Source organism: Nguyenibacter sp. L1 (genome assembly GCF_035199985.1).
GTDB classification, from domain to species: Bacteria; Pseudomonadota; Alphaproteobacteria; order Acetobacterales; family Acetobacteraceae; genus Gluconacetobacter; species Gluconacetobacter vanlangensis.
The window spans coordinates 427061-441596 of the sequence record NZ_CP127015.1; the positions used below are offsets into that span (position 1 = coordinate 427061).

Annotated in this window: 15 protein-coding genes; 7 read left to right on the forward strand and 8 right to left on the reverse strand. The window is 69.2% G+C overall.

Translation table 11 applies throughout. The features are described 5' to 3' along the window. Window positions 1-31: 31 nt before the first annotated feature. The 4 genes from QN315_RS01935 to yajC all read right to left on the reverse strand — a co-directional run bounded on the left by QN315_RS01935 (window position 32) and on the right by yajC (window position 3152). Window positions 32-664 carry a 2-dehydro-3-deoxy-6-phosphogalactonate aldolase gene (locus QN315_RS01935; protein ID WP_323991266.1) on the reverse strand — a complete coding sequence of 211 codons (633 nt, stop codon included), beginning with the start codon at window positions 662-664 and terminating at the stop codon, window positions 32-34. A 10-nt stretch (window positions 665-674) separates the two neighbouring features. After that, entirely contained in the window at window positions 675-1676 is a 1002-nt protein-coding gene (locus QN315_RS01940) for a 2-dehydro-3-deoxygalactonokinase (protein WP_323991267.1), read from the reverse strand. Next, window positions 1660-2571, reverse strand: coding sequence for an IclR family transcriptional regulator (locus tag QN315_RS01945; protein WP_323991268.1), 912 nt, complete (start codon window positions 2569-2571; stop codon window positions 1660-1662). Before QN315_RS01945 ends, QN315_RS01940 begins: the two co-directional genes overlap by 17 nt. A gap of 200 nt (window positions 2572-2771) precedes the next feature. Beyond that, window positions 2772-3152 (reverse strand): preprotein translocase subunit YajC, encoded by a 381-nt coding sequence (gene yajC, locus QN315_RS01950; protein WP_323991269.1) that lies wholly within the window; start codon window positions 3150-3152, stop codon window positions 2772-2774. A 142-nt stretch (window positions 3153-3294) separates the two neighbouring features. Between yajC and QN315_RS01955 the strand changes: the two genes are divergently transcribed. The 3 genes from QN315_RS01955 (at window position 3295) to mutT (ending at window position 6423) form a co-directional block, all read left to right on the forward strand. Continuing rightward, window positions 3295-4173 (forward strand): ATP-binding protein, encoded by an 879-nt coding sequence (locus tag QN315_RS01955; protein WP_323991270.1) that lies wholly within the window; start codon window positions 3295-3297, stop codon window positions 4171-4173. A 72-nt stretch (window positions 4174-4245) separates the two neighbouring features. Next, window positions 4246-5325 (forward strand): aromatic ring-hydroxylating dioxygenase subunit alpha, encoded by a 1080-nt coding sequence (locus tag QN315_RS01960; protein ID WP_323991271.1) that lies wholly within the window; start codon window positions 4246-4248, stop codon window positions 5323-5325. A 45-nt stretch (window positions 5326-5370) separates the two neighbouring features. Beyond that, entirely contained in the window at window positions 5371-6423 is a 1053-nt protein-coding gene (gene mutT, locus QN315_RS01965) for an 8-oxo-dGTP diphosphatase MutT (RefSeq protein WP_323991272.1), read from the forward strand. 22 nt (window positions 6424-6445) lie between these two features. Here the strand turns inward: mutT and QN315_RS01970 are convergent, their stop codons facing one another. Then, entirely contained in the window at window positions 6446-7354 is a 909-nt protein-coding gene (locus QN315_RS01970; protein WP_323991273.1) for an SMP-30/gluconolactonase/LRE family protein, read from the reverse strand. Between the two features lie 105 nt (window positions 7355-7459). Here QN315_RS01970 and QN315_RS01975 point away from each other — a divergent pair, with 105 nt between their 5' ends. Further along, complete coding sequence (locus QN315_RS01975; RefSeq protein WP_323991274.1) at window positions 7460-8215, forward strand: molybdopterin-binding protein; 756 nt, start codon at window positions 7460-7462, stop codon at window positions 8213-8215. Between the two features lie 59 nt (window positions 8216-8274). Here the strand turns inward: QN315_RS01975 and QN315_RS01980 are convergent, their stop codons facing one another. The 3 genes from QN315_RS01980 to QN315_RS01990 are packed head-to-tail and all read right to left on the reverse strand — an operon-like array spanning window position 8275 to window position 10424. Then, window positions 8275-9231 (reverse strand): acetyl-CoA carboxylase carboxyltransferase subunit alpha, encoded by a 957-nt coding sequence (locus tag QN315_RS01980; protein ID WP_323991275.1) that lies wholly within the window; start codon window positions 9229-9231, stop codon window positions 8275-8277. 36 nt (window positions 9232-9267) lie between these two features. Next, the gene (locus QN315_RS01985) at window positions 9268-10284 is read right to left on the reverse strand and encodes a tyrosine recombinase (protein ID WP_323991276.1); all 1017 of its coding nucleotides are present in this window, start codon (window positions 10282-10284) and stop codon (window positions 9268-9270) included. A gap of 11 nt (window positions 10285-10295) precedes the next feature. After that, a complete protein-coding gene (locus QN315_RS01990; RefSeq protein WP_323991277.1) occupies window positions 10296-10424 on the reverse strand; it encodes a hypothetical protein in 129 nt (42 codons plus the stop codon). Window positions 10425-10537: 113 nt separating this feature from the next. Between QN315_RS01990 and aroB the strand changes: the two genes are divergently transcribed. The 3 genes from aroB to QN315_RS02005 all read left to right on the forward strand — a co-directional run bounded on the left by aroB (window position 10538) and on the right by QN315_RS02005 (window position 14489). Then, the gene (gene aroB, locus QN315_RS01995; protein WP_323991278.1) at window positions 10538-12346 is read left to right on the forward strand and encodes a 3-dehydroquinate synthase; all 1809 of its coding nucleotides are present in this window, start codon (window positions 10538-10540) and stop codon (window positions 12344-12346) included. Between the two features lie 320 nt (window positions 12347-12666). Beyond that, a complete protein-coding gene (locus QN315_RS02000) occupies window positions 12667-13791 on the forward strand; it encodes an OmpA family protein (RefSeq protein ID WP_323991279.1) in 1125 nt (374 codons plus the stop codon). A 125-nt stretch (window positions 13792-13916) separates the two neighbouring features. Next, window positions 13917-14489: a GtrA family protein gene (locus QN315_RS02005; protein WP_323991280.1), complete on the forward strand. Its 573-nt coding sequence runs from the start codon at window positions 13917-13919 to the stop codon at window positions 14487-14489. Window positions 14490-14536: the final 47 nt, after the last annotated feature.

A 14536-nucleotide genomic window follows, 5' to 3' on the forward strand; every position in this document is an offset into this window, starting at 1 on the left:
CGATTTTTCGTTTTTCAGGACGTCTCCGGCCTCAGGCGCCGGGCATGCCGGCCAGCGCGCCGACGAACCGCCGCGCCGCTTGCGCCACCTCGGCGGCCGGCTGCCCCGCCCGGTACAGCGCCGAACCCAGCCCGAACCCGGCGGCGCCCGCCGCCCGGTACGGCGCCATCGTCTCGGGCGTGATGCCGCCCACGGGCAGGAAACGCGTCCCGGCGGGGAACACGCTGCGCCATGCCTTCAGCGCCGCCGTGCCCAACTGCTCGGCCGGGAACAGTTTCAGCGCCGTCGCACCGGCCGCGAGTGCCGCGAACCCCTCGGTCGGGGTGGCGACGCCTGGCGTGCAGTCCAGGCCCGCCGCGCGCGCGGCGCGGATGACCGCGACGTCCCCGTGGGGCATGACGACCAGGCGCCCGCCCGCGTCGGCGACCTGTGCCACCGCCGCCTCGGACAGCACGGTCCCGGCGCCGATCAGCGCCTGCCGGCCGAAACGGTCCTGCAGCAGGCGGATGCTGCGCAGGGGCTCGGGCGAATTCATCGGCACCTCGATGATGGTGAATCCCGCATCGACCAGGGCCGCGCCGATCTCCAGCACCTCGTCCGGACGGACGCCGCGCAGGATGGCGATCAGCGGGCAGGCGCGCAGCGCGTCGTCGAATGTCGGCACCGTTCTCTCCTCAGCCGGACTGGGTGGGCGGATCGGTCCGGAAATACCCGGCCGTCATGGCGATGTGGTACAGGCCCGCCGGCGCGGTATTGCCGATGGTCCGCGGCACCGGCGCGCCCAGCATCTCGAAGGCCGTGGCATAGAGCCCGCACAGCCGCTCCTCGCCGATCAGGACCGTGGGCAGCATGTCCGGCCGCTCGGCCAGGCCGGCACGGATCTCGTCGCCCACCAGCAGGCCGGACAGATAATCGCGCGTCTCGGCGGCACCGACCGCCCCGCTCAGGAACAGGCTGCGCGCCGAGAACAGCAGCGGCCCCACCCCCTGGCGCGACTGCACGGCCGCCCGCACCCCCTGGCGGAAGGCAAGCCGGGCGGCATCCTCGGTCGCGGGGGGCACGCCCTCGCCGGGACGGCCCAGGATGCTGTGGCGCGACAGCACGGCAAAGAGTTCGCCGGTCATCGCGGTATGGAACCCGACGATCCGCCCGGCCCGCACCGTGGCCCATTTGGAATGGGTGCCGGGCAGGATCAGGGTCGCGGCGTCGGCCAGTTCGGGATACAGCGCCAGCGCGCCGACGATCTGCGTTTCCTCGCCGCGCATGACGTCGGGAACCGGGTGAATCTGCCGCACCCCGGGCACGATGCCGGGCATCGCGCGCCCCGCCGGCCGCACCAGCGCACGGGCCAGCGCCGCCGCGTCGGCCGGACAATCGACATAGCCGACCTCGTGCCAGCCGCTCGCGCTGCCGACCATGCCGCAGGCGATCAGCTTCAGCCCGGCATCGCCGTTCAGGTCGGCCAGCAGCCTGGCCAGCGCGGCCGGGAATCCGCCATCGGGCAGGTTGAGAATGCCCCAGGGCGCCTGCGCCTCGGCCAGCACCGCGCCGGTGGCCGACATGCGCCATGCGCGAAGCGACGAGGTGCCCCAATCGATCCCGATCAGCGCCCCCGCCGCCGGATCGCCCCTCATGTCGGGCGGCATGTCGGGCGGCGCGTCATGACGCTGCGACATCGGACCGCCATCCCAGCCTGGCCGACACGTCTTGCGCGGCGCGGCGCACGACCGGGGCCAGGACACCCATCCGGTCGCGCGACAGATAGGGCGTGGCGCTGGCGACGCTCAGCGCCGCGACGATCGCCCCTTGCCCGTCGCGCACCGGGGCGGCGACGCAGCGGATTCCGACCTCGTTGTCCTCCAGGTCGAACACGCAGCCGCTCGCCCGATAGGCGCGCATGCGCTCCAGCCACGACGCCCAGTCCCGCGGAGACCGTTCGCCGGCGGCACCGGATGCCTGACCGGACGATGTCTGATCAGACGGGGCCGGATCGGAAAGGGCGGACTCATACAGCGCCCGCCATTCCTCTTCGGACAGGTCCAGCATCAGGGCGCGCCCCACCCCGGTCAGCGCCAGTTTCATGCGCTGCCCGACCCGCGAGCGCATTTCCAGCCCGCGCTGCCCGGGAATCTTGTCCAGGTACAGGACTTCAGCACCCGCGCGGACGCCCAGATGCACCGTATCCTGCGTTTCGGCCCCCAGCCGCTCGGCGATGGGACGCGCCAGCGTCGCCAGCGCGGATTCGGCGCCGGCCCGCTGGCCCAGGGCCGCCAGGCGCAGCCCGAGCGTGTAGGTCCCCCCCGCCTCCTGCTGCAGCCAGCCCAGCCGCGCCAGCGCGCTCACGATCCGCTGGGTGGTGCTGCGGGTGCAGCCCGTCGCGGCAGCGATGGCGGACAGGGTCCGGCGCCCGGCGGCCACGGCGTCGATCACCGCGATCCCGCGTTCCAGCGCCTGCGTGCCGGTTGCCGCGACACTCCTGGTATCGACGACTCTGGCATTAGCGACTCTGGCATCAGCGACTCTGGCATCGACGACACCGGCATCGGCAATTCTGGCATTCCCATCGGCCATCGCATCCCCCTTGTCCCATCGGATTAGGCCCGACACGGCGATAATTCAATATATGAGACACTTACCCACATTATGGGAAACCGCGACGCAAACCAGACGAAACGGCGGTTTCCCGGGGCCGAAACGCAAAGACCCCCGGCAGCCGGGTCAGGGGACCGGCCGCCGGGGGTCTTCAACTTCTCGGGAAATGGCGCGTGCGGTCAGCCCGCCTTGGCGCCGGTATCATTGGCCGGCTTGGACGCGCTGCTGACCACCGAGCTGATGGTCTCGCGCAGGACGGTCACCCGCACGTTCGGGGCGATCTCGACCTCGATCTCGTTCGAATCCTCGCGCACCTTCTGCACCACGGCGATGATTCCCCCGGCCGTCAGCACCCGGTCGCCACGGCGCAGCGCGGCGAGCTGGCTGCGCAACTGCTTCTGCTTCTGCTGCTGGGGACGGATCAGGATAAAATAAAATATAACGAACATCGCGACATAGGGCAGGATGCTCATCAATCCGCCCGCGCTGAGGAATCCGCCCTCGCCGCCGGCCGTCTGGGCATGGGCCGGCGTGATCAGAAAGTCGGAGAGAAGGGTCATGTCGTGTGATTCCGGCCGTCATTATTGGGTTGCGGGCTGCGGCACTGGACCATAGTTTTCGCCCGTCTCCCGTCAAGGCGTCGGTTCGCCGCCCGTGCGAAGCGGGGCCGCCGATCGTCCGATCATATGGAAGTCAGCCTCGATGGACCCTGCCCTGCTTTCGCTTCTGGACCGGATCGCCTCGGCGCTGGAACGGCTCTCTCCCGCGCCGGCGACCCTGGCGGGCCTGGATAGCGCCGACGCCTTCGTCTGGCACCCCGAGCGGGGCTGCCTGGCCCCGGTCGCGCAGGTGGCGCACGTCGCCATCGACCTGCTGCAGGGGGTCGAGGCGCAACGCAGGCTGATCCTGGACAATACGCTGCATTTCGCGCGCGGCCTGCCGGCGAACAACGCCATGCTGTGGGGCGCGCGCGGCATGGGCAAGTCGTCGCTGGTCAAGGCGGCCCATGCGCAGGCCAACCTGGTCGACGGCCAGCCCCCCCGGGCCGGACAGGCGCGGCTGGCGCTGATCGAGATCCAGCGCGAGGACCTGTCGACCCTGCCCGACCTGCTGGCCCTGCTGCGCGGCGCGGCGCGGCGCTTCATCGTCTTCTGCGACGACCTGTCCTTCGAAAGCGAGGACGCGGACTACAAGGCGCTGAAATCGGTCCTGGATGGCGGCATTTCCGGCCGGCCCGAGAATGTCCTGTTCTATGCCACCTCGAACCGCCGCCACCTGATGCCGCGCGACATGATCGAGAACGAGCGTTCGAGCGCCATCAACCCGTCCGAGGCGGTCGAGGAAAAGGTCTCGCTCTCCGACCGGTTCGGGCTGTGGATCGGCTTCCATCATTGCGCGCAGGACGTATTTGCCGACATGGTCCGCGCCTATGCGCGGGCCCGCGCGCTGCCGATCGCGGACGACGACCTGCAGCGCCGCGCCAATGCCTGGTCGGTCGGCCGCGGCGGGCGCTCCGGCCGCGTGGCCTACCAGTTCATCGAGGACCTGACGGCCGAACTGGCGCCGCCGGCGGCGACTTGACGCAATCGCATACCTGCCCTTGACTTTGGGGATGGGCCACCCCAAGCGCCTGCCTCGAACGCAAGAGAGACGATGAACCAGATTTTTTCGACGGACGGCATTTCCCAGCCCGATCGCGCCCACGTGGGCGATCTGCGGCGGGTACGCGCCAATCCCGGTTTCTGGTACCCCGTCGCCTGGTCGCGCGAGCTGAAGCCCGGCAAGACCATCGGCGTCCGCTATGCCGGCCAGCCCATCGCGCTGGTCCGCCCCCATGAGGGCGCGGTCTTCGCGCTGGAGGATCGCTGCGCTCACCGCCAGGTGCCGCTCAGCAAGGGGCAGGTCAAGGGCCAGTCGGTCCAGTGCTGCTATCATGGCTGGGCCTATGGCCGCTCGGGACGGTGCATCGATGTCCCCTACCTGGGCAAGGGCAAGCTGCCGAACGGGGTGCGGACCTATCCGTGCCGCGAGCAGGACGGGCTGATCTTCGTCTTTCCCGGCGATCCGGCACGGGCCGGGGAGATGCCCCTGCCGCCCCTGGCGCAGGCCGCGAACCCGCACTACAAGACCCGCCGCTTCGGCCGGCACGTCAAATGCCATTACAGTTTCATGCATGAGAACCTGATGGATATGAACCATCAATTCATGCACATGAAACAGATGGGCCAGATGAAGCCCCGCTTCCTGGGGCAGGATCGCGGCCCGGGCATGGTCGAGGCGCGCTACAGCTTCGCCCGCACCGGCGGCAGGCAGCCGCTCGGCGAAGCCCTGGTGTTCGGCCAGAAGCGCGACAACAGCGCCCGCTTCGCCCATCGCGACGTCATGACGATCCGCACCGAGTACCCGTACCAGACGCTCAGGATCCAGACGGGGGACGAGCCGCCGGTGATGGATCTGTGGATCGTCTATGTGCCGCAGGACGACGCCCAGATGACCAACCGGGTCTTCGGCCTGCTGTCGATCAAGCGGCCCAAAATCCCCGGCCTGCTGGACGCCGCATGGCCGTTCCTGGTGGCCTTCACCGAGCGGATCTTCCGCGAGGACCGCGAGATCGTCGAACTGGAACAGGCGGCATGGGACGCGCAGGGCGGCGACCACAACCAGGAAGTCTTTCCGGTCATCTGCGCCCTGCGCGCGCTTCTGGCCGAATGCGGCATCCCGATGGATGCTTGACGCCATGGACCTGACCGTCCGCCGGACCGCGCACAGGCCGCCGGCATGACGATCGATCTCGGCGAATCCCGTCTCGGTGCGGCGCTGCAGGCCGGCCCATATCGCCTGCGGCCGCTGCATGCGTCCGACGCCGGCACCATGCACCGCCTGGTAAATGACTGGAGCGTGATCCGCATGCTCAGCCGGGTGCCGTTCCCCTATCCGCGCGAACTGACGGATGAATGGATCGCCGCGACCCATGACCTGTCGCGGCGGGGAACGGCCTATCATTTCGCCATCACCCACCCCGAATCGGACAGCCCCGATTCGCTGATCGGCTGCATCGGGGTGCGACTCGACAAGGCGACGCGGTCGGCCAGCGTGGGCTACTGGATCGGCCGCCCCTACTGGAATCGCAAGGTCGCATCCACCACCGTCGGCCGCATCGCCCGCTGGGCGCTGGCCGGCCTGCCGATCGAACGGATCGCGGCCGCGGTCGCGCACGACAACCCGGCCTCGATCGCCGTGCTGCGGCGGGTCGGATTTCGCGAAACCGGATCGGGGCGGCAGGATTTCGTCTCGCGCGGCGGGGACCATCCCGTCCTGCTGTTCGAGGCGACGCGCACCGATCTGGAACTGGACATGCCGGACATGGATGACGCCGCCGCAACCGGGGCCGAAACCGGGATCGATCCCGCCTCCACCCAGGGCCGGGCGCAAAAGCGGATGGTGCTGGTCGCCGCCGTGGCATTGGTCGACACCGACGGCCGCGTGCTGCTGGCCCGCCGGCCCGAAGGCAAGGCGATGGCCGGCCTGTGGGAATTCCCCGGCGGCAAGGTCGAAGCCGGCGAAACCCCCGAATCCGCGCTGGTCCGCGAACTGGACGAGGAGCTGGGCCTGGACGTCACCCGCTCGTGCCTCGCGCCCTATACGTTCGTGTCGCATGATTACGGGCATTTCCATCTGCTGATGCCCGTCTATCTGTGCCGGCGCTGGAAGAACACGCCCCGCCCCCGTGAAGGACAGACCCTGGCCTGGGTCCGGGGGCAGGACCTGTCCCTCTACCCGATGCCCGAGGCCGATCTGCCGCTGATCCCGCTGCTGCGCGATCTTCTGTAAAGCTATCTGCAAAGCCCAAAGGCTACAGCACGATCGAGCGCGCCAGCGTGAACGCCGCCTGCCTCTGGCCGGGGATGCTCGTGCCGAACGCGAACAGCCCGCCGGTCAGCGGTTCCTGGTCCAGTTGCGCGGGCGACAGGCCCTTGCGCGCGGTGGTGACGAAGACGGTGCGATAATCCGGACCGCCGAACGCGACCTTGGTGACGTTGCGCGCCGGCAGCGGAATCGGGTCCACCCGCGTTCCGTCGGGCGCCAGCCGCTCGATGCGTCCCCCCTGCCAGACCCCGACCCACAGGAAGCCCGCGCTGTCGACCGCGATCCCGTCGGGATACCCGTCCGCCAGCGTCGCGAAGACCCGGCGATTCGACAGCCCGCCCGCATCGTCGACGTCGAAGGCGAAGATCGTCTGCGCCGGGGAGTGATTATGGTACAGCGTGCGCCCGTCCGGCGACAAAGCGGGGCCGTTGCTGACGATATAGCCCTCGTCCTGCCGATGGATGTGCAAACGGCCGGCCTCCTGGGTCACGGCGTACAGCGACCCGGTGGGGCTGGTCTCGGCATCGTGCATGGTCCCGAACCACAGGCGGCCCAGGCGATCGACATGCCCGTCATTGATCCGGTTGTCCGGCAGTTCGGCCTCGACCAGCAGATCGAGGTTGAAGCGGCCGGTGGCCGGATCGAAGCGATGCAGCCCGTCCTTCAGCCCGCAGAGAAACGTACCGTCGGACAGCGGCACCAGGAAGCCCGGCCTGTTCGGCGCCTCCCATGACGTGGTCTCGCCACTTTCCGGACGGTAGCGATGGATCGCCCGGCCGACGATATCGACGAAATAGAGCGCCTGCTCGCCCTCGGCCCAGACGGGCCCCTCGCCCAGCGTGGCACGCAGATCCCAGACGCATCGCGGCGCACCGCAGACTGGTCCCTTCATCATCGCACTCATCCCCTCTGGCCCCGATCACCTCTGGCCTTGGCCGGTCACGGCGATCATAATGCAAACCCGTCCACTGTTCTGCCACCGGAAATGGGGGCCACGCACATGAACCCGACCGCCTGCATCCTGGTCATCGGCAACGAGATATTGTCGGGCCGTACCCAGGACGTGAACGTGCAATATATCGCGCGGCGCCTGGCGGAACTGGGCATCACCCTGGCCGAGGTACGGATCATCCCCGACCGGCGGCCGGTGATCGTGGACACGATCGTCGCCGCCCGCGCGGCGTTCGATCATGTCTTCACCACCGGCGGCATCGGCCCGACCCATGACGACATCACCGCGCCCTGCGTGGCCGAGGCGTTCGGCGTGCCCTGGGTCATCCACCCCGAGACGTTCCGCCTGCTGGAGGCCCATTTCCCCCAGGGCGAATTCAACGCGGCGCGCCAGCGCATGGCAACCCTGCCCCAGGGCGCCGTGCCCATTCCCAACCCGGTGTCCGCCGCCCCCGGCTTCAGCATCGGCAACGTCCATGTCCTGGCCGGCGTGCCGCGCATCATGCGCGCAATGTTCGAGGAACTGGCCCCGTCCCTGCGTCACGGCACCCCGGTCGCATCGCAGAGCTGGCATGCGCTGGGACTGTACGAAGGCGCCCTGGCCGCGGGCCTGACGGACATCCAGGAGCGCTTTCCCGGCCTCGATATCGGGTCCTACCCGTTCCGCCGTCCGGACGGGCGGGGCGGGGTGACGCTGGTCAGCAAGGGCCTCGATCCCGCCCAGGTGCGGGCGGCGGCGGACGCGGTGCAGGCCCTGATCGCGCAACTGGGCTGCACCCCGATCGAGGGCGAGCCCCCACCCTGACGCCATGATCGAAGCGGGGGCCTGAAACAGGGAGCCCCAAAGGCGCCCCCCCGGGGCGATCAGCTCAGGCCGTCGCGTCCCATCGCCATGAATTTCTCGCGCCGCTGCGCGATGCGTGCCTGCGGGTCCAGCGCCGCCAGGGGCGGCAGTTCGGCGGCGATCGCATCGCCCACCGCGCGGATCGTCGCCTCGGGATCGCGCTGGGCGCCGCCCAGCGGCTCGGGGATGATGCGGTCGATCAGGCCCAGTTGCAGCAGGTCCTGCGCCGTCAGCTTCAACGCGTCGGCGGCGCTGGTGGCCTGCTTGGGATCGCGCCAGAGGATCGAGGCGCAGGCCTCGGGCGAGATCACGGAATAGATCGCGTGCTCCAGCATCATCACCCGGTCGCCCGCGCCCAGCGCCACGGCGCCGCCCGAACCGCCCTCGCCGATCACGGTGGCGATCACCGGCACCGGCGCGGCCAGGCAGAGATCGATCGACCGCGCGATCGCCTCGGCCTGGCCACGGGCCTCGGCATCGATTCCCGGCCAGGCGCCCGCCGTATCGATAAAGGTCAGGATCGGCATGTCGAACCGCCCCGCCAGGTCCATCAGGCGCTGCGCCTTGCGATAGCCCTCGGGCCGCGCCATGCCGAAATTATGCTCCAGCCTGGTATCCAGGTCCGCGCCGCGCTCGGTGCCGATCACCACGACCGGACGGCCCTGGAAACGCCCGAGCCCGCCGACCACCGCCTTGTCCTCGGCGAACAGCCGGTCGCCGGCCAGCGGGGTGAAGTCCTCGATCAGCGTGCCGATGTAATCGACCGCGTGCGGACGCTGCGCATGCCGGGCCACCTGCACCTTCTGCCACGGGGTCAGCTTGGCATAGGCCGCGCGCAACTGCTTGTCCGCCTTGTCCGTCAGGCGGGCGATCTCTTCGGCGAGGTTGATGCCGTCGGGACCGGACATCTTGCGAAGCTCGTCGATCTTGTCCTCAAGCTCGGCGACGGGTTTTTCGAAATCTAGAAACTGGCGCATGCCGTGCGGATAGCACAGCCACGAATCCTGCCAAGCTTATTCCGGCGGAAAACCGCGTCCGATCCCCTTTTCCCCCCTTCCCGCCGCCCGGGCCAGGGGATGGGATTCGACCGCCTGGCGCAGGCGCTCGGCCAGCACATGGGTATAGATCTGCGTGGTCGCGATGTCCGCATGGCCCAGCAGGACCTGCAACGCCCGCAGATCCGCCCCGCGCGCCAGCATATGGGTCGCGAAGGAATGGCGCAGCACGTGCGGCGACACGCGCGCCGGGTCCAGGCCGGCACGCAGCGCGACCTCGCGCAGAATCCCGTCGAATCCCTGGCGGGTCAGGGGCGTCCCGGGCGTACGGCCCGGAAACAGATAGGGACTGCGCAGGTCCCGGTCATGCGCGATCAGCGCGTCCGCGGCCCGGCGCGCGCCGGCCGACAGCGGCACCAGGCGCTCGCGCCCGCCCTTGCCGCTGACCAGCAGCATGCGGGCATCGCCCGCCAGGCCGCGGACGCGCAGCGCCAGCAATTCCGAGATACGCAGGCCGGACGCATAGAGGATTTCCAGCGCCGCCCGCGCCACCAGCCGCCGCCGCGCCGCCCGCCGCACTTCCCTGGACACTCGCCCGGACGGCTCCGGGATTGCATCATCTCCGGCGCAGGCCGCCAGCAGCGCGTCGATCTCGGCTTCGCCGAGAAAGCGCGGCAGCGGGGCCGACAGGCGCGGCGCGTCCAGCAGCAGGGCGGGATTGTCCGGCCGGATGCCTTCACGCGCCAGGAACAGATAGAATTGCTTCAGGCAGGACAGCCGCCTGGCCTGGGTGCGGGCCGACAGGCCGGCCGCCACCAGGGTCGCCATATAATCCCGCAACAGCCCGGAATCGGCATCCGCCGGCGTCCGGCCCGCCCGCGCCGCGTGCTCCGACAGATCCCGCAGGTCGCGGGCATAGGCCTGCAGCGTATTGACCGCCGCCCCGCGTTCGGCGGCCAGCATTTCCAGGAACGCCTCGACCTGCGCGTCCTGCGGCCCGTCCGCGGCCGGATCCTCCGCCGCTGCGCGCGGCATGACCGGCCCCGTCACGGCCGGGCGAAATGATCCGCCGACAGGTCCTTGTGCACCGGCTGCGTGGGCGCGGCCGGCGGAAAGACCCCCAGCGACAGAAATCCGCCCCCGGCGGCCAGGAGCACAAGAACCGCAAAAGCCAACAGAATGCGCTGCATAGCCGAACCTCGACGCCGGAACGTGGCCATCCGGACGGTCGGCCCGCGCGACTCGTCCGGATGGCTTGGTGCCTTTGCTCTATGTTAGGTTGCGAATCATGTCACGCCCGATTGATTCCGCCGCATCCGATCCCGCCACCGACCCGCCCGCCGCCGACGAGCGGGAAACCCCGTTCCTGTCTCTCGACCTGCTCACGGGGGCGCAGGCGGCAGCCGCGGCGCCGGACCCGGGCGCGCGCAGCATCGTGCTGGTCGGCCTGATGGGCGCCGGCAAGACGACGATCGGCCGGCGCCTGGCGACCCGGCTGGGCATGCCGTTCGTCGATGCCGATGTCGAGATCGAGCGGGCGGCGGGCTGTTCCATCGCCGACCTGTTCCGCCGGTATGGCGAGGCCGAGTTCCGCAAGGGCGAGCATCGCGTCATCCGGCGGATCCTCGATGGCGGGCCGCTGATCCTGGCGACCGGGGGCGGCGCGTTCATGGATCCGGCGACGCGCGCGGTCATCCGGGATCGCGGGGTTTCGGTCTGGCTGCGCTGCCCGCTGCCGGTCCTGGTGCGGCGCGTCCAGGGCCGCACCCATCGCCCGTTGCTGAACGGGGGCAACCCGCGCGATATCCTGGCGGCCCTGATCGACATCCGGCATCCAATCTATGCCGAAGCCGACATCACCGTGGATTGTGGAGAAGAAAGCGTGGAGCAGAGCGCCGCCGCCGTCATTACCGCCCTGACGCCGGGCAAGCCGCCGCACATCGTGCCCGTGCGGCTGGATCGCTGGCAGTACGACGTGACGATCGGCACGGACCTGCTGCGCCATGCCGGCAGGCTGCTGGCTCCGGTCCTGCCGCAGAGGCGGGTGGTGATCGTGACCGACGAAACCGTCGCCGCCCTGCACCTGCCGCGCCTGCTGGAAGGTCTTACGGGGGGCCTTACGGGGGGTCTTACGGGAGATTTGGCCGGCGACCCGGCCGAGGGCCCCATCCGCACCGACGTAATCGTGATCGGCGCCGGCGAAGCGTCCAAGACCCTGGCCGAATATGAACGCGTGACCAACCGGCTGCTGGAGCTGGGGGTCGAACGCGGCACCACGGTGATCGCGCTGGGCGGCGGCGTGGTCGGCGACCTGGCCGGCTTCGCCGCCGCGACCACGCTGCGCGGCCTGCCCTTCGTGCAGATCCCGACCACCCTGCTGTCGCAGGTCGATTCCTCGGTCGGCGGCAAGACCGGCATCAACACGCCGTTCGGCAAGAACCTGCTGGGCGCGTTCCATCAGCCGATCGCCGTGCTGGCCGATACCGCGACCCTGTCCAGCCTGCCGGTCCGCGAACTGCGCGCCGGCTATGCCGAAATCGTCAAGGCGGGGCTGATCGGCGACGCCGCCCTGTTCGAATGGTGCGAGGCCAACGGCCAGGCCGTCCTGGCCGGCGATGCCGGCGCCCAGGCCGAGGCGATCCGCCTGGCCTGCCTGTTCAAGGCCCGCGTCGTCGGCGACGACGAGCGCGAGGAAAAGAAATCCAACGGGCGCGCCCTGCTCAATCTGGGCCACACGTTCGGCCATGCGCTGGAGGCCGAGCTGGGCTATGACGGCCGCCTGCTGCATGGCGAGGCCGTGTCGATCGGCCTGGGGCTGGCCTTCATGACGTCGGTGCGCATGGGATTCTGCCACCAGACGGACCTGGACCGCCTGATGGCGCATCTGCAACGGCTGGGCATGCCCACGCGCATCGCCGACCTGAATGCCTCATTCTCGGCGGACCGGCTGATCGCCCACATGCAGCACGACAAGAAAATGCGCGACGGACGCCTGTCCTTTGTCCTGGCGCGCGGAATCGGGCAGGCCTTTACCTGCCGCGACGTGTCGCGCGACACTATTCATGACATTCTGCTTATGGAAGGCTGCGGGGACTGATACGTCCCGCCCTGTGGCGCCGGAGCAACGTCCGCCGCCACACTTTCCCGATCCAAACAGGATCTTTGCAAATTCCAGACCCCGTTTCCAATCCTGGGCGCCGCGCGGCCCGGTCCGGGGCACCTTTCCGAACCCGTAATCCGTCCGAAATAAACTGTTGCCGTTTCAACACGCTGCGCGACAGTAATGCCTGATCTGCCGATCAGATGGGTTCCTAAGCCGGAACCGAAGCATCTATAGGGGGTTGAGCATCACGCTGAGGCTGACCGCCCATGGTGCGGCGGTTACTCGAACGGATGATTATATTGAGGACGAAAATAATGCGTCTCCGTACGGCATTACTGGCCACCACGCTGATGGCGGCTGCTCCGGTTGCTGCGAATGCGACCATCATCACCGGTCCCTATGTCGACCTGGGCGGCGGCTACAACCTGGTTCAGAACCAGCATGGCCGTTTCGCCAACGACCCGATGCCCGGCCAGATCAGCTCATCCCAGTACCGCCACAAGGACGGCTTCACCGGCTTCGGTGCGTTCGGCTGGGGCTTCGGTAACGGCCTGCGCGTCGAACTCGAGGGCGTCTACAACTATTCCGAGATCAGCCACCGCAGCTTCACTGCCGTGCCGGGCTCGACCTCGGGCAACGACCAGTCCTATGGCGGCCTGGTGAACGTCCTGTATGACATCGACCTGAAGCAGTTCGGCATCGACGTGCCCATCACCCCGTTCGTCGGCGTCGGCGCGGGCTATCTGTGGCAGCATTACAGCCCGACGACCACCGCCTACATGAACGGCGACGTCAGCCGCCTGGGCGGCACGAACGGCGGCTTCGCCTACCAGGGCATCGTGGGCGCAGCCTATGACATCCCGGGCGTTCCGGGCCTGCAGGTGACCGCACAGTATCGCATGCTCGGCCAGACCTTCAGCTCGGGTTCGTACACGCTGACGACCTGGGACCAGATGGGCAAGCACTCGGGCAACGCGAACTTCGACGACCGCTTCAACCACCAGTTCATCCTGGGCCTGCGCTATGCGTTCGAGACGGCTCCGCCGCCGCCGCCGCCGGCTCCGGTCGTCGTGCCGCCCGCTCCGACCCCGGCGCGCACCTATCTGGTGTTCTTCGACTGGGATCGCTCGGACCTGACCGCCCGCGCGCGTGAGATCGTGGCCGAGGCCGCCCAGGCTTCGACCCACGTCCAGACGACCCGCATCGAGGTCAACGGCTACACCGACAACTCGGCCGCCCATCCGGGCCCGCGTGGCCAGAAATACAACATGGGCCTGTCCGTCCGTCGCGCGCAGAGCGTGAAGGCTGAACTGATCCGTGACGGCGTGCCGGCCAACGCGATCGACATCCATGGCTACGGCGAGTCGCATCCGCTGGTTCCGACGGGCCCGAACACCCGCGAGCCGCAGAACCGTCGCGTCGAGATCATCCTGCACTGATCTTGCCGCCTGCGGCGCCAGGAAAAGGGGGATGCCTTCGGGCATCCCCTTTTTTTGTCCGTAATTCCCTGGATGATGGAACCGATCCCACCCCGCCGCCCCTTCGTCCCGCAATGACCGAGGCCATGCCCGCCACCATCGAGCCCCCCTCCCAAACCGGCGCCCAGCCGCCCGGCCCGACCGGGACCGCCGCCTGGCGCGCCAGGCTGGTTCCATTCGTGAAGTTCGGAATGGTCGGGACGCTGGGCCTGGGCTGGGATACCGCCAGCGTCTATGGGCTGCGCCCTCTGATCGGCCTGACCGGGGCGACGATCGCGGCCTATTTCATCGCCGCGACGCTCAACTGGCTGCTGAACCGCCACTGGACATTCCGCCACGTCGCGCACGCCGATCCCGTCCTGGTGCAGTGGGCGCGGTTCCTGCTGGCCAATGCGCTGGGCTTCGTCCTGAATCGCGGCATGGTCTTCACCTTGTTCATGACCATGCCCATATGCCGGACCATTCCGGCCCTCGCCCTGGCGGCCGGGTCGCTGGCCGGGCTGTTCGCCAACTTCAATCTCAGCCGGCGCGTGGTGTTCCGGCACCGGCCGGACGCCCCCGCCCCAGACGCCCTGGTCCCGGACGCTCTGGTCCCAGACGCCCTGGTCCCAGACGCTCTGGCCCCGGACGCCCCGGCCGGACAGGGCCAGCCGGGCTGAACGTCCGGGGACGCGCATCCCCGCCCGGCCGGGCGATTCGCATCGCC